We start from the raw sequence: 24,886 nt of genomic DNA, 5'->3' as shown, positions 1-24,886 counted from the left end.
CTCCCTTTTATAATATAATATTTTCTATCAATGAAACATCTAGATCCGACTCTTTCACTGTCTTCATAGCTAGATTGAAATTTCCTACTTTTATCGGTGCATGTGCATCAGATCCAATTATAAATTTATTTCTTATGCTCTTTATCTTTTGAATCTGCTCAGCATTTAAAAAATTATGGCTACTGTTAATTTCAAGTCTTGTATCTGTCTCAAATGCAACCTTTGCTACATCCTCTATATAAACATCGCCTTTATCTCCAGGGTGTGTTATACAAAATATATCATTTTTTTTCATAGCATTGATTACTGCATTTGTATTGTAAATCTTCGCTTTTTCACTCTTCATAGTGTAATTTTCAAAGTGGTTTAAAGCAGCTGTCAATGATGTAGGCTTTGAACCAAAATGGTAACCTGCCATAACATAATCTAAATACTTTCTATCATTATCGTCTACATCTATATTGCCTTTATCATCTAGCACATTGCATTCAAGCCCTAAAAGAATTTTAATATCTGGATACTTTTCGTTTAATAGGTCTATTTCTCCCCTCATTATAGGGATATCACTTTTTTTGACACCGTAAGTAATATGTTTATGACTGTGATCAGAAATTCCAAGTATACCTATTCCCTTTTCTAAAGCCATTTTTACGTTATCCTCAATAGTTCCTTTACCGTGGCTAAATATTGTATGTGTATGATAATCAGCTAATATTTTCATTTTTTAGTCCTCTCCAAGTATCTTTACTTCTTCCTCTAACATTACTCCAAACTTTCTATATACTGTACTTTTTACTATATATATTAGGTCTAATAAGTCTTTAGCTTCTGCATCTCCTAAATTTACAACAAATCCGCAGTGCTTTTGCGATACTTGTGCTCCTCTAAGTGTAAGACCTCTAAGTCCACTTTCATCTATTAATTGACCTGCATAATGCCCATCTGGCCTTTTAAATGTACTACCCGCACTCGGATAGTTTAATGGTTGTTTTGTAACCCTTCTGTTTGTAAGGTCGTCTATATGTGCTTTTATTTCATCGTAGTTACCTTTTTCAAGCTCAATCTTACAAGATAGTACAACACACTTTATATTGGCTACAAGACTGTTTCTATACTTAAACTCCATCTCTTCATTAGAAAGTTCTCTGATGTTTCCATCCATATCAATAATTCTCACAGATTTAACTATATCTTTCATCTCTCCACCATAGGCACCTGCATTCATACAAAGCGCTCCTCCTATAGTTCCCGGTATACCAGTTGCAAATTCAAATCCTTTAAGTGAATTTCTTAGTATCTCTCTTCCAAGCGTTGATAAAAGCGCACCTGACTGTACTTCCACTGTATTTCCTTCTATCTTAGAGGTATTAAAATTATCTGCTATTTCGATAACTAATCCTCTAAGTCCACCGTCTTTTACCAACATATTTGACCCATTTCCTATTATCAAATACGGAATATCGTCTTCCTTTATAAATTTAAGTATTTCTCTTATCTCTTCCTCTGTTCTAGGGGTAACCAATATATCTGCTGGTCCTCCTACTTTAAAGGAAATATGTTTTTTCATAGGTTCATCTATTTTAATATCTTCCTTATTAACTATTTTCAACAATTTTTCATATACATACTCTTTATTCATAACTATAGATTTCCTCCAAAATTTCAAATCTTTATTTTAATTAATTTTATTGTATTCTAGGTTTAAAAATAATAACTATTTTAAGTCTATATTTTGTATTTATTTTCTCTTTTAATGTTAATGTGTAAATCTTTAATACTTGAGTAATAATAAATTTAAACAGACTCGTACCTATTATAATTCATTATACTCTATTATAACATTCCATTAGAGTTCTGTATTTACTTTTCTTTAAAAATGAGGTGTTTTAATCTATTTATTTTATTAATTAATATTATAGAATAATATCTAAATGTAATATCAATAATTACTCACCATGGCTTCTAAAATATTGATTTCAGTTTATAATTAAATACCTATATAACTTTATATAACTTATATGCTCCAATATTATAAATAAATAGGGTAGCTTAAAAAATTATTAATTTTTTAAGCTACCCTCTATTTCTTAATTACTTAGATAATTCTTATTCTTATACTATTTTGTACCGCCTAATTTTATTCCATTTTGAGTGAATCTTTCTGATATTTTTACTGCTGTTTGATATCTATCTTTACCTGCGATTCTCTCGTTATTTACTACTCCATAGCTTGGAAGACTATTTTCTACATCTTCTGAAACTGAAGCTGTTCCTCCTGCTATTAGAACATTCTTGATAGACCAATCTCCAATTCTATCTTTTGTTATGGATGTTAATTTAGTCGGCTCTGTTAACATTATTGGAGTTCCATATCTTCCTGCCAAGCTATTTACCGTTATCCCATCAGGGAAATCTGTTCCATCTACTAGTATCATATCCGCTTTATTTCCTGCGGATGATCTAACTTTTTCTCCTATTATGGACGCTGTTTCATATCTATCCAATCCACCTAGTCTTTCTACTTTATTTCCTGCTAAACTATTTTCTACTTTTTGTGAAACTGAGTCATAGCTACCACCTATTGTGATGTCATTAATTCCCCAAACTTTCATTGTATCTTTAGTTGTGATGTTTAGATCTTGTGGTTGTGTAAGTAGTATTGGTGTTCTTTTATCGGACGCTAAACTAGATATTGTTATTACGTCAGGAAAGTTTGTTCCATCCACTAACATAGCTTGATTTTTATTACCTGATAATAATCTCACTTCATTACCAACTTTTTCAGCTGTTCCGTATCTATCCTCTCCAGATAATCTTGTTACAGTATATCCAGTTAATTGATCTACTACTTTTTCAGATACTGAATCAGGACCACCAGATATTATTACTGTATTTACACCTAATCTCTTTATTTCATTCAATGTTTCTTGATTCACGAAGTCTTTTTCTGTAAGCAGAATCGGGCATTTTTTCTCATTAGCTAGCACTGTCGCTGTAAGAACGTCTGTATATTTTTCACCACTGGCTAGTATCACTGTTCGTGATGGTATTGGTGGATCTACTGTTCCTCCACCTCCGCCAGTTGATTTCCACTTAGCGTATAGTGTAATATCTTCATTAACTTGAGTATCTGCAAAGCTATATTTTTGAGTTAAACTCTCTTCTTTGTACCAACCTTCAAATTTATACCCTGATTTCTCAGGATTTAAAGGCTCTGTTGCATATCCCCCTTTATCGAAGGTTTGTGGATCAACTGCTGAACCGCCCTTTGAATCGAAGGTTACTGTTACTTTTACTTCTTTTACTTTCCATACTGCATAAAGCGTATTTTCACCAGTAGCAACCTCATTATCAGCATTAAATGTGATTGTACTTCCATCTGAATAAGCTGGGTCTGCAGTCGTTGCATTTGGATCTGTAGACCATCCTAAAAACTCTTCTTCATCTTTTACAGGTTTCAAATCAGCTTTATTTTTTACGTTCCCACTTGCATTTATATATTTTATATCATAGTATTCATCTGGATTTGCACCCTCATAATATGCAGATCCATCAAATGCTGTTAGTTCTGGTAGTGTGAATGTTCCTCCATTTGCATTGTATTTTACCCATGATATTTCCACTGAACCAATATCCTTATATCTATCAAATCCTCTCTGATCAGCTCCAGATTGTTGTGTTTTATTCTTATTGTCTGCTAAGCCCTCTGGCTTTATCGGTATCGTTGGTACTACAATACTTTCCTTGTCTGTACCCGCCTTTACTATAGAATAATTATTTGTTAACATTACATTGCCATTTCCTAAAACATCTTCTAGAGTATACTGAGGATCTGCACCTTTATCTGCATTAATCAAATTATTATCTAATTGAGTAGTTAAACTATTAGAAATATCTTTATAGTTACTAGCATCATTTATTTTTCCCTCAGTATTATAAACTTTATTTCCTATAAAAAGTGTATTATTACTAGTCACGCTAGCAGTAGCAAGGAATCCTGCTCCACTCAATGCCACAGCTCCTCCAGTTTGATTCACTGTAGAACTTTCATTTCCAGCTTGATTTCTAACAAAAGTATTTCCAGTTAAAGTGTTAGTCATTTTACTAGACCCACCGTTTTTAAAATACTGAATAGCTCCACCAGTTACATTAGCTCCATCTAAGCCATATGCTTTATTGTTATAAAAAGTACAATTTGTAATATCAGTTGTCAATCCTGGGTTTCCTGTGCCTTGGATCATCATAGCACCACCATCATCATAGGCAAGATTACTATCAAATGTAGTTTTGTCAATAGATACCGTAGCTCCATCACGGCCATCTAATATGTATATAGCTCCTCCATCATAAGTATTTTTGACTTCAATGCCCTCTCCACTAGTTTCATTACCATAAAAATAGGATTCATTTATTTTAAGATTTCCACGAAGATAGTGAAGTGACATTGCACCTCCACCACCACCAACTACCCCTGAATTTAAGCATCCGTTTACATTATTTCTAAACATAGTATTATTAATAACCAAATCACCAGTATGGGATTTAGAAGCTATTGCTCCACATTCGTACCCATAACCAGTACTGGAGTTATTCTCTATGATAGAGTTACTTATTTCAAGATTAACATTACAATTATCTGCAAGTCTAATTGCTGGTGCAGAATTATCAGCTTTATTATTTGCAATTTTCATATTATCTAATTTTATACTTACATTTGCATTCCCTGAAAAAGGTATCCATATTGCCCCATTTATAGAATTTGTTAACTCCATATTTTCTAAAATCATATTACCGTTTGTAGATTTTATATTTAACAGTTTTCCTGTCGTTTCATTCTTACCATTTATATTTATATTTTTAATTTCTAATCTTCCACCACTGTTTTTATTAACTGAGATTAAATCTCCAATATAACCTGATCCTGGAGATAGTGTTAGATTACTACCATCTATAGTTAAATTAAATGAATTTCCCTTGTCTATTACTATAGCTTCACTAAGTTCAACTGGAAAATCATCCGAAAGTTTTATCGTTAAATCCTCCGTTTGTGTTTCTATCTTGCTCTTCAATTCTTCAATAGCCGAAATATAGACTTCATTTGCCCTTACTTCTTTTTTACTTTTATCTGCTTTCTTCATATCCATTCTAACTGCATCACCCTCAAGTGCATGCACCAAATTAGTCAAATAAACTCCATTAAAAGAAAGTACTCCTATTAAAATATAGGCTAATAATTTCTTCATACTATCATCCTCCAATACTGTATTTTAAAATAATTGCACATAACTTTTACTAAAATTAGATAGTTACATACTCATATTTAAAAAATAACACACTAAATTCCTTAGTATGTCTTCATTGGTGTGAAATGGCATTTTTTTGTTGTGAATAAGATATACAGTATCAAAATCAATTTGTTTATTTTTTAACTAATCAATTTTTTATTCTTTCTTTAAACATCTATTTTCTACGTTTACACTATCACTATTACAAAAAATCTATCAATTTTAACATTATTTATATATAATAGTACTTATTACAATGCTATTATATAGCTATTCAGGAGGTAGGCATTTGTTGTATTTAGGGGTATTTAAGGCGTCAATTTACGGATTCGCTATAACAATTGTATATGTAGTAAACTTTTTAGTCGTACTTAATCTAGTATTTAGGGAAAAGAGAAATTCAAGCACAACTCTGACTTGGATCACGATCCTTGTTTTAGTTCCCGTACTCGGATTTGTACTTTACTTTATATTTGGAAGGGATTTATCAAAAAATAATATGTTCCAACTTAAAGAGAAGGACGATAAGATTCTAAAAAGTAACATATTAAAAACTCAAGTTGCCCTTCATTCAGATTTAAGATTCGATAGATCTGCCAATGAACATAAAGACATGATTTCAGCACTGGCTAATTCAAATAACGCTCACTACACTACAAATAACTCTGTAGATATCTATCCAGATTCTAGCAAGTTTTTTAACAGCCTCATTGTTGAGCTTAAAAAAGCAACTAACTATATTAATATTCAGTTTTATATATTTAAAGATGACAGTATCGGTAAGGAAATAATAGATATTCTTGTACAAAAAGCTAAGGAAGGCGTTGAAATAAGGTTTTTGTACGATGACGTCGGGGGAAGGAACCTAAGCCAAAAATCTATAAATCATCTGAAAGAAAACGGTGTAAAAGTGGCGAGCTTTTTCCCTTCTTTCCTTAAGATAGTTAACTTTAATATAAACTATAGAAATCACCGTAAGATAGTCGTAATAGACAACTGTGTAGGATTTGTAGGCGGATTTAATATCGGCGATGAATATCTTGGTCTAGATCCTAAATTTGGTGAATGGAGAGATACTCATACAAAACTTACAGGTGACTGTGTTATGGATCTTAATATGAGATTTATGCTCGACTGGAAATACACTACAAAAGAAGATCTCGACTTATATAGCCATTTCCAAAACAGCAGTGTAAAGTGTAGATGCGAAGATGGCAATATCGGCGTTCAGATAGTTTCAAGTGGACCCGATATAATCGACTTGGATGAGATAAAGTACGGATACATTAAGATGATACAAAAGGCTACTAAATATGTATATATTCAAAGCCCATATTTGATTTTGGATAGCACTCTTATCGAAACTCTTAAGCTTGCTTGTTTATCTGGAGTCGATGTAAGGATAATGATTCCATCTAAACCAGATCATCCTTTTGTATACTGGGCATCCTACTCTTATGCTGGGGAGTTGTTAAAGTTTGGAGCCAAAATATATACCTACGGAGAAGATGCCTTTTTACACGCTAAAACTATTGTCTCAGATGATTCAATATGTTCAATCGGTACGGCAAACATGGATATAAGAAGTTTCGAACTCAATTTCGAGGTCAATGCTTTTATATATTCACAGGAAAAATCTATAGAGCTTAGAGAAATATTTGAAAGAGATATTATTAATTCTAAAGAGATAACTCCTGAAATTTATCATTCAAGATCTACATATATTAGATTTAAAGAATCTATTTCTAGATTATTATCATCAGTCTTATAAAATTCAATTGAATTTAACAAGGATTTTATAATAATATAAATTCTTTGTTAAATTATTGTTAATAAGTGATTTATTTTTACATGTTTTTTGATATAATAATTTAAATGGTGTAAATATAAATAAATCTAAATGAAAGAGTGATGCAGATGTGTAATTTTTATTCACAGAACGAAAAACTATTTTCAGACTTAAATGATTTTATTGTCAAAGTAGAACCATCTGAAGGTGCCCTTATTCAAGTACTACACCGTGCACAGCAAATTTTCGGGTATCTTCCTAAAGAAGTTCAACTCCACATATCTAAAAAGCTAAACATTCCACCTTCCAAAGTCTATGGAGTTGTAACATTTTATTCTTATTTTAAAACAGAGCCTATTGGTAAGTACAAGATCAGTGTTTGTACCGGTACTGTTTGCTTCGTAAAAGGAGCGGATAAAATACTCGCTGAATTTGAAAAACAGCTCGGTATTAAATCGGGGCAAACCACTGACAACTTAGAATTTTCATTAGAGAGTTTAAGATGCGTAGGAGCATGTGGTCTCGCTCCTGTCGTTACCGTAAATGAAAAAGTTTATGGAAATGTAACACCCAAACAAGTTTGTGAAATACTAGATTCTTACAAAGAAAAGGAACTACAAACAAATTATTAATATGTGAGGTGTAGACGATGCATAAAATAAATTCTTTTGTTGAACTAAAAGATATGGCTCAAGAATTAAAACCTAGATTAAACCTTAGATACAATCACGCCAAGGAAAACATCAAAAAAAGAGAGATCCTAGTTTGTAGCAATACAGGATGTATATCATCAAATAGCTTAGTAATCATAGATAAATTAAATGAAGAAATTGTAGAATTAGGCATTGGAGATAAAGTCTCTGCCCATGCTACAGGATGTTTTGGGTTCTGCCCACAAGGTCCTATAGTTAAAATTTTTCCAGATGATGTTTTTTATGTAAAAGTCAAACCAGAAGATGTTTCCGAAATTATTCAAAAACATATTTTACAAGATGAAATTATATACCGTTTATTATATGAAGAACCCTCAAAAGATCATGAGAAAGTTAAGTATCAAGATGAGATGGATTTCTATAAGAAGCAGTCAAGAATTGCTTTGAGAAATTGTGGAATTTTAGATCCCAGTGATATAAGCGACTACATAGCCAACGAAGGATACCTAGCACTTGGAAAATGCCTAGAACTCCTTACTCCTGAAGAAGTCGTTTACAAAATTAAAGATTCTGGACTCCGCGGTAGGGGCGGTGCAGGGTTCCCTACAGGAGACAAATGGAAGGCTGCGGCTTCAAATCCTGTAGGTCCAGATGGCAGAAAGTTCGTAGTCTGTAACGCTGATGAAGGAGATCCCGGAGCCTTTATGGACAGATCTATATTAGAAGGAGACCCTCACTCTATTTTGGAAGCTATGGCTATTTGCGGTTATGCTATAGGTTCTAATACTGGATACATATATATAAGAGCAGAATACCCCAAATCAATTGAAAGACTTGGTGTAGCTATTGAACAAGCTAAAGAATCCGGACTACTCGGAAAAAATATTCTTGGAAGTGGATTCGACTTCGATATTGAATTAAAACTTGGAGCTGGAGCATTTGTCTGCGGTGAAGGTACTGCACTAATGCACTCTATTGAAGGTAAGCGTGGAGAACCGAGAATGAAAACCTATAGTTCATCAAAGAGCGGTCTTTGGGAATCACCAACATGTCTAAACAACGTCGAGACTTTTGCCAATATTCCGCCAATTATCTTGAAAGGACCTGATTGGTTTTCAAGCTACGGAACAGATGACTCTTCAGGTACTAAAGTATTTGCATTAGGTGGAAAGATAAATAATGTAGGTCTAGTCGAAGTTCCAATGGGTCTTACTCTAAAAGAAGTTATCTATGAAATCGGTGGCGGTATACCAGAAGGAAGAAAACTCAAAGCCGTTCAAACTGGCGGACCATCTGGTGGTTGTATACCTGTTGAACATATAGATACACCTATAGATTTTAAGTCCCTAAAATCCATCGGATCTATGATGGGTTCTGGAGGAATGCTTGTTTTGGATGAACAAGATTGTATGGTAGATTTAGCTAAGTTCTTCTTAGAATTTACCGTTGAGGAATCGTGCGGAAAATGTTCTCCTTGTAGAATAGGTACTACAAGACTTTTAGAAATTTTAACTAGAATAACAGAAGGTAATGGAACTCTTCAAGATATAGACGATCTTAAAGAATTATCTGAAGTAATAAAAGATGCTTCACTGTGTGGACTTGGTAAATCAGCCCCAAATCCTGTTGTTACTACCCTACAGTATTTTATGGATGAATATATAGCGCATGTTATGGACAAAAAATGTCCTGCTGGTAAATGCCAAAATCTACTGTCATTTTATATTACAGATGACTGCAGAGGATGTACAAAATGTTCAAAGGTTTGCCCTGCATCTTGTATATCTGGCACACCTGGAAAAATACACTGTATCGATACATCAAAATGCTTAAAGTGCAATACTTGTATAGATAGCTGTAAATTCAACGCTATAATAAAAAAATAATCGTTTGGGGGAATTAAAATGAATCTAGTTAATTTGACTATCAATGGCAAGCCAGTTTCAGTCCCAAAAGGAACCTCCATACTGGACGCTGCTAAAACTATAGATATTAAAATACATAACTTGTGCTATCTTAAAGCCGACGAAATCAGAAGACTAGAAACGTGTGCATCGTGCCGTGTTTGTATGGTCGAAACTGATAGAGGACTTGTTCCTTCATGCGGTACTCTTGTTAAAGAAGGTATGAAGGTTGAAACAAATAGTTTAAGAGCACTAAACACTCGTAGGAGAATCGTTGAACTAATACTTTCAGATCATCCACAAGACTGTCTTGTCTGCGAAAAAAATGGAGAATGTAGACTTCAAGAAATCGCAGCAGATCTCGGTATAAGACAGATAAGCTTTAAAGGGTCAAAGTCGATAGATAAGATGGATACATCTAGTAAATCAATAGTAAAAGACCACAGCAAGTGTATTCTGTGCAGAAAATGTGAAGCTGTATGCAATAAAATTCAGACAGTTGGGGCTATTTCGGGTATAAATAGGGGTTTTAATACTGTAGTTGGAACATTTTTCGACGCCGATATGGTCGATACTGAGTGTACGTACTGTGGACAGTGTGTTGCGGTCTGTCCAACAGGATCTTTAAGAGAAGTAAACAATATCTCTCAAGTTTGGAGAGAGCTGAAAAATATAGATAAAACTGTCGTGGTTCAATTAGCACCTGCCGTCAGAGTTGCTCTTGGAGAAGAATTCGGGCTCGACTCAGGAGGTTTATCTACCGGAAAAATTGTAGCAGCTTTAAAAGCATTGGGATTTGAATACGTATTCGATACAAACTTTGGAGCTGATCTTACAATAATGGAAGAAGCTTCTGAGCTAATTCACAGACTTAAACATAATGAAAACTTACCTATACTTACAAGTTGCTGTTCTGCTTGGGTAAATTTTATTGAGTACAATTACCCAGAAAAACTAAACCTCGTATCGAGTTGTAAATCTCCTCAGCAAATGTTTGGTGCTATTACAAAGAGTTACTTCGCAAATAAAGCAGACATAGATCCAAAGGATTTATGTGTTGTTTCTGTAATGCCTTGTATTGCTAAAAAATACGAAACAAATCGCGAGGAATTAGAAGTAGACGATATAAGAGATAACGATATATCAATAACTACAAGAGAAATAGCCCATATGATAAAAGAATCTGGTATCGATATACTCAGCCTAAAAGATGAAGACTTCGACTCACCTCTTGGAGAGTCAACTGGTGCCGGAACTATCTTTGGAGCAAGCGGTGGAGTTACAGAAGCTGCTCTTAGAACTTCCTACGAGTGGATTACAGGGGAAACTCTAGAAAACGTAGACTTTAAAGAAGTAAGAGGATTTAGAGGAATCAAAGAGGCTCAAATAAATATAGGTGGATCTGAAGTAAATGTATGTGTTGTCAACAGCTTAGGAAATGCCAGAAAGATAATGGATGACATAGTCGATGGAAAATCAGACTACCAAATAGTCGAAGTAATGGCGTGCCCAGGTGGTTGCATAGGTGGCGGAGGTCAACCTTTCCACTTTGGAGACTACAGTATAGTAAAATCTAGAAGTAAAGCACTTTACAAAATCGATTCAAATAAGGAAATTAGAAAATCACATGAAAACCCTAGCATAAAGAAATTGTACGATGATTTCTTGGGAGAACCATACAGTGAAAATTCCCATAAGTATCTCCACACCACATTTAAGAATAAAAGCGAAGTCTATTAATTATATATAAATAACTAATAAACTGATCAACTAAATTTGTAACTAAAGAAAAAACTGTCTCAGCATTTGAGACAGTTTTTTATATTATACTCGCTACCTAACAGATTCAGGCATTTCCCATTTGTGGTGGTTTGTATGAAGCAGTTTATGTGATTTATGTGATAGTGGTTTCTCAAGATAGTTTTTGTATATATCAGCTATCGAAGGATTCTCATGTGAAAATCTTATACTATTGTTTTTATCTAAATTGTACAGGACGCCGCACCTTTCTTCTCCGAGTTCTTCTCCAGCATGTATAGGTTGACCTCCTCCTGCTGCACAACCCCCTGGACATGCCATAACTTCTACAAAATCGTACTTCTTCTCGCCACTTCTTATCGATTCGATTAATTGTCTTGCATTTCCTAGACCACTCGCAATTGCAAGATTTAGAGATGTTCCATTTAAATCAATTGTAGACTCTTTTATTCCATCCATACCTCTAATATTTTTGAATAGGTCGGCATCAGGATTTTCCCCCATTACCAAATAATAAGCCGTTCTTAGAGCCGCCTCCATAACTCCACCAGTAGCTCCAAATATAACTCCTGCACCTGAACCTATTCCTAGAGGCATATCGAATTCCTCCTCTTCAAGTAAACTTACATCTATATGCTCTGATTTTATTAGTCGAACCACCTCTCTAGTCGTCCAGACGAAGTCTACATCTTTTTCAGCACCGCTGTCGTTTATATTAGGTATATCGCATTCGTGTTTTTTAGCTACACATGGCATTACCGAAATGCAGCATATTTTAGATGGATCTACTCCCAATATATCGGCGTAATAGCTCTTCGCAACTGCCCCGAACATCTGCTGTGGAGACTTAGCCGTTGACAGTGAATCCACCATATCTGGATATTGAGACTTTAAAAATCTAACCCAACCCGGACAACACGATGTAAACATCGGATATTTGCTCTTTTCTCCACTTCCAAGCCTCTCTAAAAACTCGCTTCCCTCTTCCATAATAGTTAAATCAGCTGAGAAGTCTGTATCAAATATATAGTCGAACCCCATCTTTCTAAGTGCAGAAACAAGTCTTTTCACAGTTGCAAATTCTCTAGAAAGTCCTAAAGCTTCCCCCCATGCTGTTCTAACAGATGGTGCAACTTGAATAATTGTAATTGTATCAGGTTCGTTTAAAACGCCATTCATTCTAAGTATTTTACCTACATCGTCCCTCTCGTGAAGAGCCCCTGTTGGACAGTGAGTTATACACTGACCGCAGAGTGAACAATCTGCATCTTTTATATCTCTATTTAGAGAAACATCTACAGTCGTACGCGAACCAGTCTGCGCTATATCCCAAACTTGTAGATCTTGTATCTTGTCACAAACTTGCACACAACGCATACATTTTATACATTTCCCCTCTTCTCTGATTAATGGGAAATCTTTAGGCCAATTTGAGTGTGGAACCTCTAATTTATAGTGGTTTTCAGGAAAATTTAAGTTATTTGCCAATGTTTGCAGTTCACAGTTTCCACTTCTACCACATGTAGGGCAATTGCAATCGTGTTGAGACAGTATTAGCTCTACATTTGTGCGACGTGCTTCTCTAACTCTAGGTGAATTAGTCGATATATCCATTCCCTCAGCTACTATATTATTGCATGCAGTAATAAGTTTTTCTATTCCTTTCATCTCTACAACACATACTCTACATGCACCTATTTCGTTTATTCCCTTTAAATAACAAAGGCTTGGTACTGACATCCCTGCCGATTTAGTAGCCTCTAAAATCGTTGTTCCTTCTGCTACTTCTATTTCTGTATTATTTATTTTTAACTTTACCATTGAGATACTCGACCTCCTTTGAAAACTCCATATCCAAAATAATCACATCTTAGACACCTATTTGCTTCCTGTTTTGCTTCTTCACGAGACATAGATAGCTCGACCATATCGAAATCTTTTATTCTATCATCTGCATCTCTCTCCATCATATTTACTCTTCCACATGCTGGGCGATCATCCAACCTTGCAGTTGGTATTTCTACATCCGTCGAAATTATATGGTCAAATCCTAGGTATGTATCTATATTTGCCGCTGCGACCTTTCCCGCTGCAATTGCACGTATCACAGTCGCTGGACCAGTTACGCAATCCCCTCCTGCAAATACTCCATCTGTATTTTCAACAGCACTCCATGCAGCCGCATCAATTCCACCTTTTTTGATAGGTATTCCGGCATCTTCAAAGTGAGGAGTTTCTATACCCTGGCCAATTGCGACTATTACTGTATCACATGGTATTCTTACTTTATCTAAATTAGAATCCGATGGTCTTGGTCTTCCATCTTTACCTATTAGGCCTACCATCTTAGGAGAAACCCAAAGCGCTTTTACATTGTTGTTTTCATCTGTTTCAATATACTCTGGAGAGTGAAGTTCAAGTACATCCGCCCCCTCAGCTATTGCGCCTTCTACTTCGTCCATAAGCGCAGTCATATCTACTTTACGTCTTCTGTATACAACATTCACCTTTTTAGCACCTAGTCTTATAGCTGAACGAGTAACGTCCATTGCGACATTTCCTCCACCTATTACAACGACTGTCTTGTCTTTAAAATCTGGCATTTCACTGTCCCCTATATTTCTTAGCATCTCAACAGCCGAGATTACTCCGTTTGCATCTTCATTTTCTATACCTATTTTTTTATCTGTATGAGCTCCAATCGAAATATACACTGCATCGTATTCTTCTCTCAATTGGTTCATTGAAATTTCATCATCACTACTTCCGATTGATGCCTCTATCTTAACTTCCACACCAGTATCTAGTATAGATTTTATATCCTCTTCCAAACTTTTTCTTGGCAACCTATAACTAGGTATACCGTAAGTTAACATACCACCAAGTAGTTTTCTCTTCTCAAATACGGTAGTTTGATGTCCCATTAACTGTAAATAGTAAGCTGCACTAAGTCCACTTGGACCACCACCAATTACAGCAATTTTTTTACCCGTTGACTCTGCGTTTTCAGGATTAGGAACATACCCTGCATAATCTATTGCCATTCTCTTTAAGCCCCTTATATTTACTGAGTCATCTATCATATTTCTTCTACATCTTGCCTCGCAAGGATGTTCACATACTAATGCACAGGCTGTTGGAAATGGATTATCTTTCCTGATAAGTTTAACTGCATCCGCATATCTCTCCGCTCCAACTAACGCTATGTAACCCGGTATATCAACATCTGCTGGGCAGAGTGCCACACAAGGTACTGGTTGTTCTAAATGACAGAGACATCTTCCCCTCAAAATGTGCTCTTCATAATCATTTCTAAAACCATCAAGTCCTTTAAGTACCATCTCTGCTGCCTCGTATCCTATCGCACAATCCGCAGAATTTGCTATTACACGAGCTGTCCTCTCAATCAAGTCAATAGTCTCTAAAGTAGCATCCCCATTTAAAACATCTTCAAGTAAATTCCCCAATTGACCAAGCCCAATTCTACACGGTACACATTTTCCACAAGTTTGAGCGTGGCACATCTTTAAAAAAGATGATGACATATCTACAGGGCATAATCCTGGAGGACTGGCGACAATTCTTCTTTCTAGATCTCTATACAGCTCTTCAACAACCATTTGAGCTTTACTTCTAGTAATCATACTCAATCTACTCATAAACCTACTCCTTTCAAATCAATTTGACTTTTAATTTATAAACGCTTTATTATTATTTTAACATTCATAATTTTATGAATTTTTTATTATAAGATATTATATCAATGCAAAAATATTTTTACAACTAAAATATACTTTTAACAATCCTTAGAAAATACAGTATTTGATATATTTTATCGAAACAAAAAAGGTATATTTCAAAAATATGACATTTGTTATTTGATTAATACCATGTAATGTTTCATAGTAGCTGTTACAATAGTAGTAGATTTTTTTCTTTCTCTACTATAAACACCCTCTACGCTTTTACAATTATACAATCATCTAACTCAGTCAATCTTTAAAACACACCTTATAAGCCTAATCCTACTATCTATTCAAATGCCTTAACACTAATTTCTACCAATTTAATCTATTCATCATCATTGGATTTCTTGTCTATCATATCTATAAGCTTGTTATTGAATTCATACGCGGCATCATATCCCATTCCCTTTTGTCTAAAGTTCATAGCCGCAACCTCGATGATCATGGAGGTATTTCTACCTGGTCTAACTGGTATTACAAGCTTTTCAAGGTTTATACCGAGAATTTTTTCGTAGTCTTTATCTAGACCGAGCCTGTCGTAATATTTTGTACTATCCCAAGCTTCAAGATACACTACCATATCTATAGTCTTTGAATTCTTTATAGCTCCTACACCGTACAAGCTCCTTACATCTATTATGCCTATTCCTCTAATCTCCAATAGATACTTTAAAATTTCAGGCGATGTTCCGACAACCTTATGGTCCTCCTGCTTTCTGATTTCAACAGAATCATCTGCGACAAGTCTATTTCCTCTTTGAACTAACTCAAGAGCTGTCTCGGATTTCCCTATATTGCTGTCACCCTTTATCAGCACACCAATTCCATATACATCGACCAATACACCATGTATTGTCGTAGTTGGAGATAGCCTAGCTTCTAAATAGCTTAGAAGTTTGCTTGTTATTTTACTTGTATTCATTTTAGTTCTAAGTAAAACTCTATTGTACTTCTTTGCGTATTCAATAAAATCAGGGGTAGCAGCAAGCCCAGAAGTCATAATTAAAGCTGGTATATCGTACGAAAAATATTTATCTAATATCTCTGCTCTTTTCTCTGAATCTACTTTTGCAAAATAGTTGTACTCAGTCTTCCCTACTATTTGAATTCTATCATTTGAAAAGATCTCAAAGTAACCAGCTAATTGCAATCCCGGTCTATTTAATTCAGCCGACTCTACATAAATATCAGATTCCTGTGGCATATAAACAATTTCTAATCGTAAATCCATTGCTAAATCTTTAATCGCTACTCTTTTCTCTGTATCCATCGATTACCTCTCCTCAATTATTGCTCTTTTATTATTGATCTTTTATTATATCTTTATGGAAAAATTTATATACGCTCTCTGAGGACGACTTATTCATTCCATCAGCTTCGTTTAATTCTTCTATAGATGCAGCCTTTATTGCATCAATATCCTTAAAGTGGTTTAAAAGAGCCTTTTTTCTCTTATCACCTATTCCCGGAATATTATCCAGCACAGATTTAGTAATCGCCTTATTTCTAAGACTTCTATGATATGAAATAGCGTAATTGTGAACTTCTTCTTGAATACTCGCCACAAATCTATATAAGTTAGAAGTCTTATCCAACTCTATTTCTCTATCTTTATTTACCAAGCCTTTTGTCCTGTGGTTGTCATCTTTATACATTCCCCAAAGAGGAATTTCTAATCCGTATAAATCTAGAATTCTCTTTACTGAGCTAACTTGTCCCTTACCTCCATCTAATAGCATAAGATCTGGTAAATTGCCGTACTTTATCCTTCTCTCTACTATTTCAGCCATAGAGTCGTAGTCATTCGGGCCTTCAACAGTCTTAATCTTATATCTTCTGTACTCTTTCTTATCTTTCTTTCCCTTGGTGAAAACCACCATACTTCCAATGGAATCCACCCCTTGTATGTTAGAGATATCAAAAGATTCTATCCTCTTTGGAATTTCATCTAAATCCAGTATTTTTTGTAGTTCTTCAAGAGCACCCATACTCTTTTCGTACTTTCTCTTGTTCATATCAGAGAATTTCTCAAGGTATTCAATGGCATTTTTTCTGACCATGTCCACTAAACTCTTCTTTTCACCTTTTTGTGGGACTCTAATTGTTACTTTTTGTCCCTTTTTAGTTGTAAGCCACTCTTCTAATACAAAACTATCTTCTATTTCGTCTTCTATAATCAATTCTTTTGGAATATATTCTTGTTCCATGTAGAACTGTTTCACAAATGATCCCAATATAGAAGATCTTGGACTATCGAGCACTCCCTCAAGGATAAAGTGCTCTCTTCCTACGATTTTACCGTTTCTTATAAAGAATACTTGTACACAAGCCTCATCATGAGCTCTTGCCATAGCAATTATATCTTGATTTAAATCCAATGCTACATTGTCTATCTTCTGTTTTTGTACGAGTTCTTCAAGGCTCATAATCTTATCCCTGTACATAGCAGCATCCTCAAAATTAAACTCTTCAGAGCATTTTTGCATTTTCTCTGTCAGAATTTCTATTAATTTTTCCTCTTTTCCGGATAAGCAGTAGATTATTTCATCTATCATCTTTCCGTACTCTTCTTTACTAACTGTTCCGGTGCAAGGACCTACGCATTTTTTTATATGCTTATTTAGACAAGGTCTCATATTGTTTTTAATTGCTTTATCTATATCGATATTACAACTTCTAATCGGGTAAACACTTCTAAGCGCCTCAATTGTATCATTTACGGCGGAAATATTAGTGTAAGGTCCAAAGTACTTAGCTTTATCCTTTAGAACCCTTCTAACTTTTAGAAGTCTTGGAAAATCCTCATTAACTGTTACCTTTATATAAGGATAAGTCTTATCGTCTCTAAGCAGAACATTGTACTTTGGTCTATATCTTTTAATCAAGTTACACTCTAAGATAAGTGCCTCAAGTTCAGAATCGGTTATAATATACTCAAATCTATCAATATTAGTAACCATAGACTTAACTTTAGAGGAATGATTTTTAGAAGATTGGAAGTACTGTCTTACTCTATTTTTAAGTGATATAGCTTTCCCTACATATATGATATTGTCAAATTTATCTTTCATCAAATAAACACCAGGCTCAGCTGGTAGATTTTTTAAATGTTCTTGTATATCAAACAAAATTATTCCTCCATTAAAATATTCTCTATATTTAAATTATACCTCAAATATCTACTTTTAAAAGGTTTTAGAACTTATATTCTAAACTTCTTAATTTAGTCTAGTATTTTAAATACTTGTACTTTCCATTCTATGTAACAGTAAAGGTAGGCAAATATTACCTTGTTTAAGTAGCAGTTGCATAAAACGAATAATTATGATAAATTTTAGTAGTTAACTTATATTAAGTGATTAAGTAAATTGTAGTTTACTTAATAAGAGGGAATCAGGTGAGAATCCTGAGCGATCCGGTCACTGTATTCAGGGAACCTAGTTTTGTATACCATTGCAGATAAATCTGTGAGAAGGTGAAGTTAGGTTTTGATCTGTAAGTCAGGAAACCTGCTTAATATTGAGATGAAGCTTCCGTGCAAAGCATAACATCTAATACATAGTATGAATTCCATACATTGTTTTTAGAATGCCTGCTTTTTAGCAGGTTTTTTTAGTACAAACCAGGGGCTTCTTCTGTTGATAGTATATTTATATTAAGAGGAGAAAAAATGAAAAAACAAAATTTTTTAAAAAGTTTTTTATCAGTATTGATAGTTTCAATATTGGTATTGGGAACTACTGCTTGTAGTCCTAAAAAATCTGAGTCTGATAACAAAGAGGGGAACAGTCCTCAAGCTCAAGTTGAAACAGATTCAAAACCCGAAAAAACAAAATATCCACTGACTATAACAACTTATGGATCTGATGGCGAAGAATTAAAAACTGTTTATAAAAAAGCTCCAGAGAAAGCCTTAGCAGTTTATCAAGGGTCTATCGAAACACTGTTAGCTCTAGGATTAGAAGATAAAATAGCCGCAACTGCTGGGCTAGACAATGAAGTCTCTTCAGATTTGAAACCAGCATTTGACAAAGTTAAATACCTAACAGAGTTTGCACCATCTAAAGAATCTGTAACAATGCTAAATCCAGACTTAATACTTAGCTGGGGATCTTACTTTGGCGATAAAACACTTGGAGATGCAGCAAGCTTAGTAAATAACGGTACAAATATTTATATAAATTCAAATACTCGTAAAAAAGATGCTGTAGCTAGAACTCTTGAAAATGAGTTTACTGATATCTTAAATTTAGGTAAAATTTTTGATGTTCAAGAAAAAGCTCATCAAATTGTAGATGATATGAAATCAGAAATCGACAAGGTCGCTGCGAAAACATCTAAAATAGAAAAGAAGCCTACAGCATTGATCCTTGAATTCCAAGGAGACACTATTGTAAACTATGGAGCATCAAGTCTTGGTGGAGATATGGTTACAAAGCTCGGCGGTAAACTTGTCAATGAAGACGGGGCTGATCTTGGTAAAGAAGATATAATCAATCTAAATCCAGATGTAATATTCGTAGTATATATGCCTTATTCAGGTGATGATGCAGAAAAAGTTAAAAAGGAAAACCTAGATAAAATTTTAGAAGATAAAAGCCTAGCTAGCCTTTCAGCTATTAAGAATAAAAGAGTTCAACCTATTATGCTCGGAGATATGTATGCTAGCGGTATACGTACAAAAAACGGAATCGTAAACTTTGCTGAAGGGTTATATCCTAATTTAAAATAGGAGTTTATATAAAAAATAATAAATGAAAAATCTTACTAATAATGATAGAAGTTTTAAAACAAAATTAAATAACATGCCCTTGTACTACTCGATACTTCTGATTTTAATCGTTTTCTTGGTATTTTCAATACTTGCATCTATTACATTCGGCAATGCAGATATCTCAATAAGAGAAGTTTACAGTGTAATAGCATTTGAGTTACTGCACTTTGATTCACTTTCAAAGTTTGCAGAAGGACCTATTCACGATGTAGTATGGCTACTTAGATTTCCTAGAGTTTTGCTAGCGATATGTATAGGCATGGGGCTTTCGGTATGTGGTGTGGTAATGCAGGCGGTCGTTAAAAACTCCCTTGCAGACCCCTATATACTCGGGGTTTCATCTGGAGCATCGCTAGGTGCAACCACAGCAATAATGCTTGGATTTGGGGCTCTATTTGGAAGTAATTCAATCGGTATAATGGCTTTTTTAGGTGCACTTGCAGCTACATTTGCAGTTATGACACTGTCTAACATGGGCGGGCGATCCAATTCATCTAAACTAGTTCTCTCAGGTATGGCAATTGGAGCTGTGTGTACTGCTTTTTCCAACTGTGTTCTGTACGTTACCAATAATAAAACAGCAGCAGTGGAAGTAGCATACTGGACTATGGGCAGCTTGGCCGGAGCAGACTGGAGTAAAGTATTGCTATTGCTTCCACTATTCATATTGGGTACATTGTTTTTCTGTACACAGTTTAGAAACTTAAACCTAATGTTAATGGGCGATGAGGTATCTATCACTCTGGGTACTGATCTATATAAATACAGGATATTATACATGATTATCTCATCTATTATTATTGGATTTGCAGTGTACGCTGCGGGTATGATTGGATTTGTCGGTCTTATAATTCCTCATATTATACGTATGATATTTGGTACGGACCATAAAAAAGTTATCCCCCTTAGTGCTGTTACTGGATCGATCTTTATGATATGGGCGGATGTGCTTTGTAGAGTACTCATCCCAAATTCAGAGATACCTATAGGTATACTTGTATCGATGATAGGTGCACCGTGTTTTATATATCTAATGGTTAAAAAGTCATATGGATTTGGAGGTGGCGAATAATGAATATAGAAGCTAAGAATATTGAATTATCATATGGAGCTGAAAAAATCCTCAAAGACGTCAGTATCAATTGCAATGCAAAAGAATTTATAGGAATTATAGGCCCCAATGGAAGCGGTAAATCCACTCTACTTAGATGTATTTATCGAATTCTAAAACCTTCAAATGGATGTATCTATTTAGATGGAGATCCTCTTCAATCTGTAAATGTAAAAGACTCTGCTAAAAAAATTGCGGTAGTAGCGCAACACAATGACTACAACTTTGAATTTACTGTCAGAGAAATAGTGCTTATGGGAAGATCCCCACATAAACGTACAATGGAAAGAGATAATAACGATGATTATAAAATAGTTGAAGAATCACTAGATATTGTGAATATGAAAAACTACGCTGATAGGAATTTTTCTACTCTATCTGGTGGCGAACGGCAAAGGGTAATTCTAGCTAGGGCGCTTGCTCAAAATACGCCTTGCTTAATCCTTGATGAGCCGACTAATCACCTAGATATTACTCACCAGATACAGATGCTTAAAACAATTAGAGAGCTCGATGTCACTGTAGTTTCAGCTATACACGACTTAAATATTGCAGCTACGTACTGTGACCGTATTTATGCTTTATGCGATGGAAAAATTGTAGGTGAAGGTAACCCGGAAGAGATATTGACTACAGATTTTATATGGCAAATTTACGGTGTCGATTCGGAAATCGTAAAAGATTCAAAAGGACAGATACATATTTTATATACGTAATCTAATTAAAAAAACTGGGAGTTTTTAATGATTTTTTATCATTTAAAGCTTCCAGTTTACTTTTCTAATTTGAAAAATCAAAGTCGCTATCCTGTAATTCCTCGTATGTACCCTTTTGATATCCGTTACCCTTAGTTGAGAAAAAATCATGCATTTTTGTTTCTGTGCTAAGCCCATTTAATACTATTGGATTCACATTATCAACTGTATATTCTTCAGCAAAACCTAAATTCTCTAGAGCCTGATTTGCGTTGTATTTTAAAAAGTTTTCAACCTCTATGTCTAGACCTGTTCCACTGTATATTGTCTTAGTGTACTCTATCTCGTTTTCCATAAGAATGTATAGAATTTTATATACTTTGTTTTTAAGTTCTTCTTTAGTAGAATTTGAAAATTCATTGTATTTTTCTTGAGCAAGTAGCCCGATATATTTTCCATGTAGAGATTCATCCCTCAATATAAGCGAAATAACTTCACCGCTCGCAATCATCTTCCCTTGACCAGATAGGAACAACGGATAAAAAAATCCGCTATAAAATAAAAAGCTCTCTAAAAATACACTTGTAGCCATAGCCATATACAGACCTTCATCGTCATTTGTATTATTGTATTGTTTTAATACTATATCAACTTTTCTCTGAAGTGTGGGCTCTGTTTCTATCCAATCAAATAACTCATCTATTTCTATATTGGACAGCAATGTAGTAAAAATAGAAGAGTAACTTTTCGCGTGAATCTCCTCCATAGTTCCCATAAATGATAAAACAGCCTTTCTCTGTAAGTCTTCCGTCAGACTCATCATAGAAGGAATTCCATCATTCCCCTGCTTAGTATCCAGAAGGGTAAGACCTCCTAGGACTTTTTTATATAGGTTTCTCTCTTCATCTTTCAACTGAGACCAAGATTTTAAATCTTTAGATATCGGAACCTCTTCAGGTAACCAAAATTGTTTTACATTTTGATTCCAAAAAGCCTGTGTAAAATTATCATCTTCTTTATTCCAATTAACTGCTTTATTTACAAAACTCATAACATCCTCCTTATACTGAACAAGCTAAACATTCGTCTGTTGCATCTCTAACCATTTTAGTTCTCGTGTAGTAAAGGCTTTTTAAACCTTTTTTATATGCGTATATATAGTATCTTGCTATATCTCTGGTAGTCTTATCATCTGTAACAAACAGTGTAGTAGAAATTCCTTGATCTATATGAGACTGTATTGTAGACACCATATCTATCACCTTAAACATATCCATTCTATATGCAGATTGATAGTACAGTAGATTCTCATTGCTCAAAAATGGCATTGGATATATAGTTGTAGAATCTCCGTAAGTTCTAACCTCTATCTGCTCTGTTATAGGCATTACACTAGATGTAGCATTTTGAACATAGCTTATACTCTGTGTTGGAGCTATTGCTAGTAAATATGCGTTATATAACCCGTTTTCTGCAACCGAATTTATAAGTTCTTTCCAATCCTCTTTTGTAGGTATATCCATTCCCTCAAATAATTTTTTAACCTTTTCCATTTTAGGTAAATAGTCGTTTTCAATGTATTTTTTTAATACTTCGCTTTCTTCTCCCTTTGCGTACTCAGATTTTTCGAATCCTTTAAAAGTACTATTTTTTTCTATTGAGATATTCATAGAAGATTTTATGGCGTAATATCTAATCATCGCAAAAAATACATCCACAAATTCAATTGCCTCAGCTGATGTATACAATATGCCTTCTCTAGCAAGGTATCCGTGTAAATTCATAGCTCCAAGCCCTACTGCATGAGATGCACTGTTTCCATTTTTTATAGTAGGTACCTCGTTTATATTTGTATTTTGACTTACAAATGTCAAGGCTCTTATAGCTGTATCCACTGTATTTTCAATATCATTGTTATCCATAGTGTTCGCTATATTTAGAGAACCTAGATTACAACTTATATCATTTCCCCAAGTATTATCTCCGCCGTATCCTTTTATATCAGATGGCGTTTGATACTGAAAAATTTCACAGCACAGATTAGACATTTTTATTGTCCCTACATCTTTTAATATATGCTCTCTATTTGCAGCATCTATAAACATAACATAAGGGTATCCACTCTCTTGCTGTGTTTGGGCAATTTTTGTCAACATCTGTCTCGGATTTATCTCCTTTTTCCTTATATCAGGATCATTAGCCAGTCTATCGTACCATTCATCTAAATGAATCTCATCTAAGTGTACTCCGTATTTTTTATATACTGTATGCGGATAAAAAGCATAAGCCATTTTATTTTTTTCAGCAAGTTCCATAAATTTATCTGGTATTATAGCTCCTAGCGACAATGTCGCAAGTCTAATTTTTTCGTCAGCATTAATTTTTTTAGTGTCCATTAACAATTCAAAGTCCGCGTGGAAAACATTTAAATAGACTGCCCCAGCCCCTTGTCTAGCTCCCATTTGGTTAAAATAGCTAAAAGACTGTTCAAGCATTTTGGCAACTCCTACTACTCCTCCGCTGGCACCTTGTATTCCTTTTATAGATTCATTACTAGCCCTAAGTCTAGTTAGGTTAATAGCAACTCCTCCGCCTATCTTAGAAAGGTGATTTGAAGCTCCTACAGCATATGAAATCCCTTCACAACTGTCCTCTACAGACAATAGAAAACAACTTACCATTTCACCAGATCTTTTTCTACCAGAATTTAAAAATGTAGGTGTGGCAGGTTGAAATTCTTGTCTTATAAGCTTCTCTGCTATTCTCATAGCTAGATTGCTGTCCCCATCACCTAAAGTCAACGCACATATGATTACTTTATCCTCATAGCTTTCCAGTAATTGAGAACCATCATCGCTTTTTAAAGCGTAATTATCATAAAATTTACTCGCACTCATATACGATTTAAATGAAAAGTTTTCAGACTCTATTTTCTCGTATAGATCCTCTATAAACTTCCTGCTATAATTATCTACAACATTTTTATCATAGTATTCATTTTCTATTAAATAATCAAATCTTTCATATGTACTTTTAAATTGCTTACTTCTTTTTAAAACAGACTCTTTTATATAAACATCTAATGCCTCTTGATCCTTCTCTAATTGGAATCTATTCTCTTCTGTAGGCATTAAAACCTCATTATTTAATTCTATCCACTTCATAAATACG

16 protein-coding genes and 1 riboswitch are annotated in these 24,886 nt (G+C 34.4%); of the genes, 7 read left to right on the top strand and 9 right to left on the bottom strand.

Annotated features, from left to right (window positions below; genetic code table 11):
• Window positions 1-7: 7 nt before the first annotated feature.
• The 3 genes from J2Z43_RS06310 to J2Z43_RS06300 all read right to left on the bottom strand — a co-directional run bounded on the left by J2Z43_RS06310 (window position 8) and on the right by J2Z43_RS06300 (window position 5,243).
• Window positions 8-721: a PHP domain-containing protein gene (locus tag J2Z43_RS06310; RefSeq protein ID WP_209456412.1), complete on the bottom strand. Its 714-nt coding sequence runs from the start codon at window positions 719-721 to the stop codon at window positions 8-10.
• A 3-nt stretch (window positions 722-724) separates the two neighbouring features.
• A complete protein-coding gene (gene murB / locus J2Z43_RS06305) occupies window positions 725-1,639 on the bottom strand; it encodes a UDP-N-acetylmuramate dehydrogenase (protein WP_209456411.1) in 915 nt (304 codons plus the stop codon).
• 478 nt (window positions 1,640-2,117) lie between these two features.
• Window positions 2,118-5,243 (bottom strand): cell wall-binding repeat-containing protein, encoded by a 3,126-nt coding sequence (locus tag J2Z43_RS06300; protein ID WP_209456410.1) that lies wholly within the window; start codon window positions 5,241-5,243, stop codon window positions 2,118-2,120.
• A 331-nt stretch (window positions 5,244-5,574) separates the two neighbouring features.
• Here J2Z43_RS06300 and cls point away from each other — a divergent pair, with 331 nt between their 5' ends.
• From cls to J2Z43_RS06280, 4 genes are all read left to right on the top strand, one after another.
• The gene (gene cls, locus J2Z43_RS06295; protein ID WP_234926116.1) at window positions 5,575-7,056 is read left to right on the top strand and encodes a cardiolipin synthase; all 1,482 of its coding nucleotides are present in this window, start codon (window positions 5,575-5,577) and stop codon (window positions 7,054-7,056) included.
• 146 nt (window positions 7,057-7,202) lie between these two features.
• A complete protein-coding gene (nuoE, locus tag J2Z43_RS06290; protein ID WP_209456408.1) occupies window positions 7,203-7,706 on the top strand; it encodes an NADH-quinone oxidoreductase subunit NuoE in 504 nt (167 codons plus the stop codon).
• 17 nt (window positions 7,707-7,723) lie between these two features.
• The gene (locus tag J2Z43_RS06285) at window positions 7,724-9,613 is read left to right on the top strand and encodes an NADH-quinone oxidoreductase subunit NuoF (RefSeq protein ID WP_209456407.1); all 1,890 of its coding nucleotides are present in this window, start codon (window positions 7,724-7,726) and stop codon (window positions 9,611-9,613) included.
• 18 nt (window positions 9,614-9,631) lie between these two features.
• Window positions 9,632-11,371, top strand: a complete 1,740-nt coding sequence (locus J2Z43_RS06280; RefSeq protein WP_209456406.1) for an NADH-dependent [FeFe] hydrogenase, group A6 — start codon at window positions 9,632-9,634, stop codon at window positions 11,369-11,371.
• Window positions 11,372-11,464: 93 nt separating this feature from the next.
• Here the strand turns inward: J2Z43_RS06280 and J2Z43_RS06275 are convergent, their stop codons facing one another.
• The 4 genes from J2Z43_RS06275 to uvrC all read right to left on the bottom strand — a co-directional run bounded on the left by J2Z43_RS06275 (window position 11,465) and on the right by uvrC (window position 18,263).
• On the bottom strand, window positions 11,465-13,210 hold the full coding sequence (locus tag J2Z43_RS06275; protein WP_209456405.1) for an NADH-dependent [FeFe] hydrogenase, group A6: 1,746 nt from the start codon (window positions 13,208-13,210) through the stop codon (window positions 11,465-11,467).
• Window positions 13,204-15,048 carry an NAD(P)-binding protein gene (locus J2Z43_RS06270; protein ID WP_209456404.1) on the bottom strand — a complete coding sequence of 615 codons (1,845 nt, stop codon included), beginning with the start codon at window positions 15,046-15,048 and terminating at the stop codon, window positions 13,204-13,206. The genes J2Z43_RS06275 and J2Z43_RS06270 overlap by 7 nt, the downstream gene beginning before the upstream one ends.
• A 412-nt stretch (window positions 15,049-15,460) precedes the next feature.
• Window positions 15,461-16,405, bottom strand: coding sequence for an HPr(Ser) kinase/phosphatase (gene hprK, locus J2Z43_RS06265; protein ID WP_209456403.1), 945 nt, complete (start codon window positions 16,403-16,405; stop codon window positions 15,461-15,463).
• 31 nt (window positions 16,406-16,436) lie between these two features.
• Window positions 16,437-18,263 carry an excinuclease ABC subunit UvrC gene (gene uvrC, locus J2Z43_RS06260; protein ID WP_209456402.1) on the bottom strand — a complete coding sequence of 609 codons (1,827 nt, stop codon included), beginning with the start codon at window positions 18,261-18,263 and terminating at the stop codon, window positions 16,437-16,439.
• A 209-nt stretch (window positions 18,264-18,472) separates the two neighbouring features.
• A riboswitch (cobalamin riboswitch) is annotated at window positions 18,473-18,666 on the top strand.
• Between the two features lie 139 nt (window positions 18,667-18,805).
• Here uvrC and J2Z43_RS06255 point away from each other — a divergent pair.
• The 3 genes from J2Z43_RS06255 to J2Z43_RS06245 are packed head-to-tail and all read left to right on the top strand — an operon-like array spanning window position 18,806 to window position 21,736.
• Window positions 18,806-19,867 (top strand): ABC transporter substrate-binding protein, encoded by a 1,062-nt coding sequence (locus J2Z43_RS06255; RefSeq protein ID WP_209456401.1) that lies wholly within the window; start codon window positions 18,806-18,808, stop codon window positions 19,865-19,867.
• 22 nt (window positions 19,868-19,889) lie between these two features.
• Complete coding sequence (locus tag J2Z43_RS06250) at window positions 19,890-20,981, top strand: FecCD family ABC transporter permease (protein ID WP_234926114.1); 1,092 nt, start codon at window positions 19,890-19,892, stop codon at window positions 20,979-20,981.
• Window positions 20,981-21,736, top strand: a complete 756-nt coding sequence (locus J2Z43_RS06245; protein ID WP_209456400.1) for an ABC transporter ATP-binding protein — start codon at window positions 20,981-20,983, stop codon at window positions 21,734-21,736. Before J2Z43_RS06250 ends, J2Z43_RS06245 begins: the two co-directional genes overlap by 1 nt.
• A 64-nt stretch (window positions 21,737-21,800) precedes the next feature.
• Here the strand turns inward: J2Z43_RS06245 and nrdF are convergent, their stop codons facing one another.
• Window positions 21,801-22,766 (bottom strand): class 1b ribonucleoside-diphosphate reductase subunit beta, encoded by a 966-nt coding sequence (gene nrdF / locus J2Z43_RS06240; RefSeq protein WP_209456399.1) that lies wholly within the window; start codon window positions 22,764-22,766, stop codon window positions 21,801-21,803.
• Window positions 22,767-22,776: 10 nt separating this feature from the next.
• Window positions 22,777-24,879: a class 1b ribonucleoside-diphosphate reductase subunit alpha gene (nrdE, locus tag J2Z43_RS06235; protein ID WP_209456398.1), complete on the bottom strand. Its 2,103-nt coding sequence runs from the start codon at window positions 24,877-24,879 to the stop codon at window positions 22,777-22,779.
• Between the last annotated feature and the right edge of the window lie 7 nt (window positions 24,880-24,886).

It is taken from the genome of Metaclostridioides mangenotii, from assembly GCF_017873185.1.
Classification (GTDB): Bacteria; Bacillota; Clostridia; order Peptostreptococcales; family Peptostreptococcaceae; genus Metaclostridioides; species Metaclostridioides mangenotii.
The sequence above is the reverse complement of the archived record's forward strand: the minus strand, read 5'-3'. Positions and strand labels throughout refer to the sequence as shown.

Bases quoted from the DNA above. Each gene is read 5' to 3' on its own strand.
- J2Z43_RS06310 (WP_209456412.1), bottom strand. From the start codon at position 721: ATGAAAATATTAGCTGATTATCATACACATACAATATTTAGCCACGGT.
- murB (WP_209456411.1), bottom strand. From the start codon at position 1,639: ATGAATAAAGAGTATGTATATGAAAAATTGTTGAAAATAGTTAATAAG.
- J2Z43_RS06300 (WP_209456410.1), bottom strand. From the start codon at position 5,243: ATGAAGAAATTATTAGCCTATATTTTAATAGGAGTACTTTCTTTTAAT.
- nuoE (WP_209456408.1), top strand. From the start codon at position 7,203: ATGTGTAATTTTTATTCACAGAACGAAAAACTATTTTCAGACTTAAAT.
- J2Z43_RS06285 (WP_209456407.1), top strand. From the start codon at position 7,724: ATGCATAAAATAAATTCTTTTGTTGAACTAAAAGATATGGCTCAAGAA.
- J2Z43_RS06280 (WP_209456406.1), top strand. From the start codon at position 9,632: ATGAATCTAGTTAATTTGACTATCAATGGCAAGCCAGTTTCAGTCCCA.
- J2Z43_RS06275 (WP_209456405.1), bottom strand. From the start codon at position 13,210: ATGGTAAAGTTAAAAATAAATAATACAGAAATAGAAGTAGCAGAAGGA.
- J2Z43_RS06270 (WP_209456404.1), bottom strand. From the start codon at position 15,048: ATGAGTAGATTGAGTATGATTACTAGAAGTAAAGCTCAAATGGTTGTT.
- hprK (WP_209456403.1), bottom strand. From the start codon at position 16,405: ATGGATACAGAGAAAAGAGTAGCGATTAAAGATTTAGCAATGGATTTA.
- J2Z43_RS06255 (WP_209456401.1), top strand. From the start codon at position 18,806: ATGAAAAAACAAAATTTTTTAAAAAGTTTTTTATCAGTATTGATAGTT.
- J2Z43_RS06250 (WP_234926114.1), top strand. From the start codon at position 19,890: ATGAAAAATCTTACTAATAATGATAGAAGTTTTAAAACAAAATTAAAT.
- J2Z43_RS06245 (WP_209456400.1), top strand. From the start codon at position 20,981: ATGAATATAGAAGCTAAGAATATTGAATTATCATATGGAGCTGAAAAA.
- nrdF (WP_209456399.1), bottom strand. From the start codon at position 22,766: ATGAGTTTTGTAAATAAAGCAGTTAATTGGAATAAAGAAGATGATAAT.
- nrdE (WP_209456398.1), bottom strand. From the start codon at position 24,879: ATGAAGTGGATAGAATTAAATAATGAGGTTTTAATGCCTACAGAAGAG.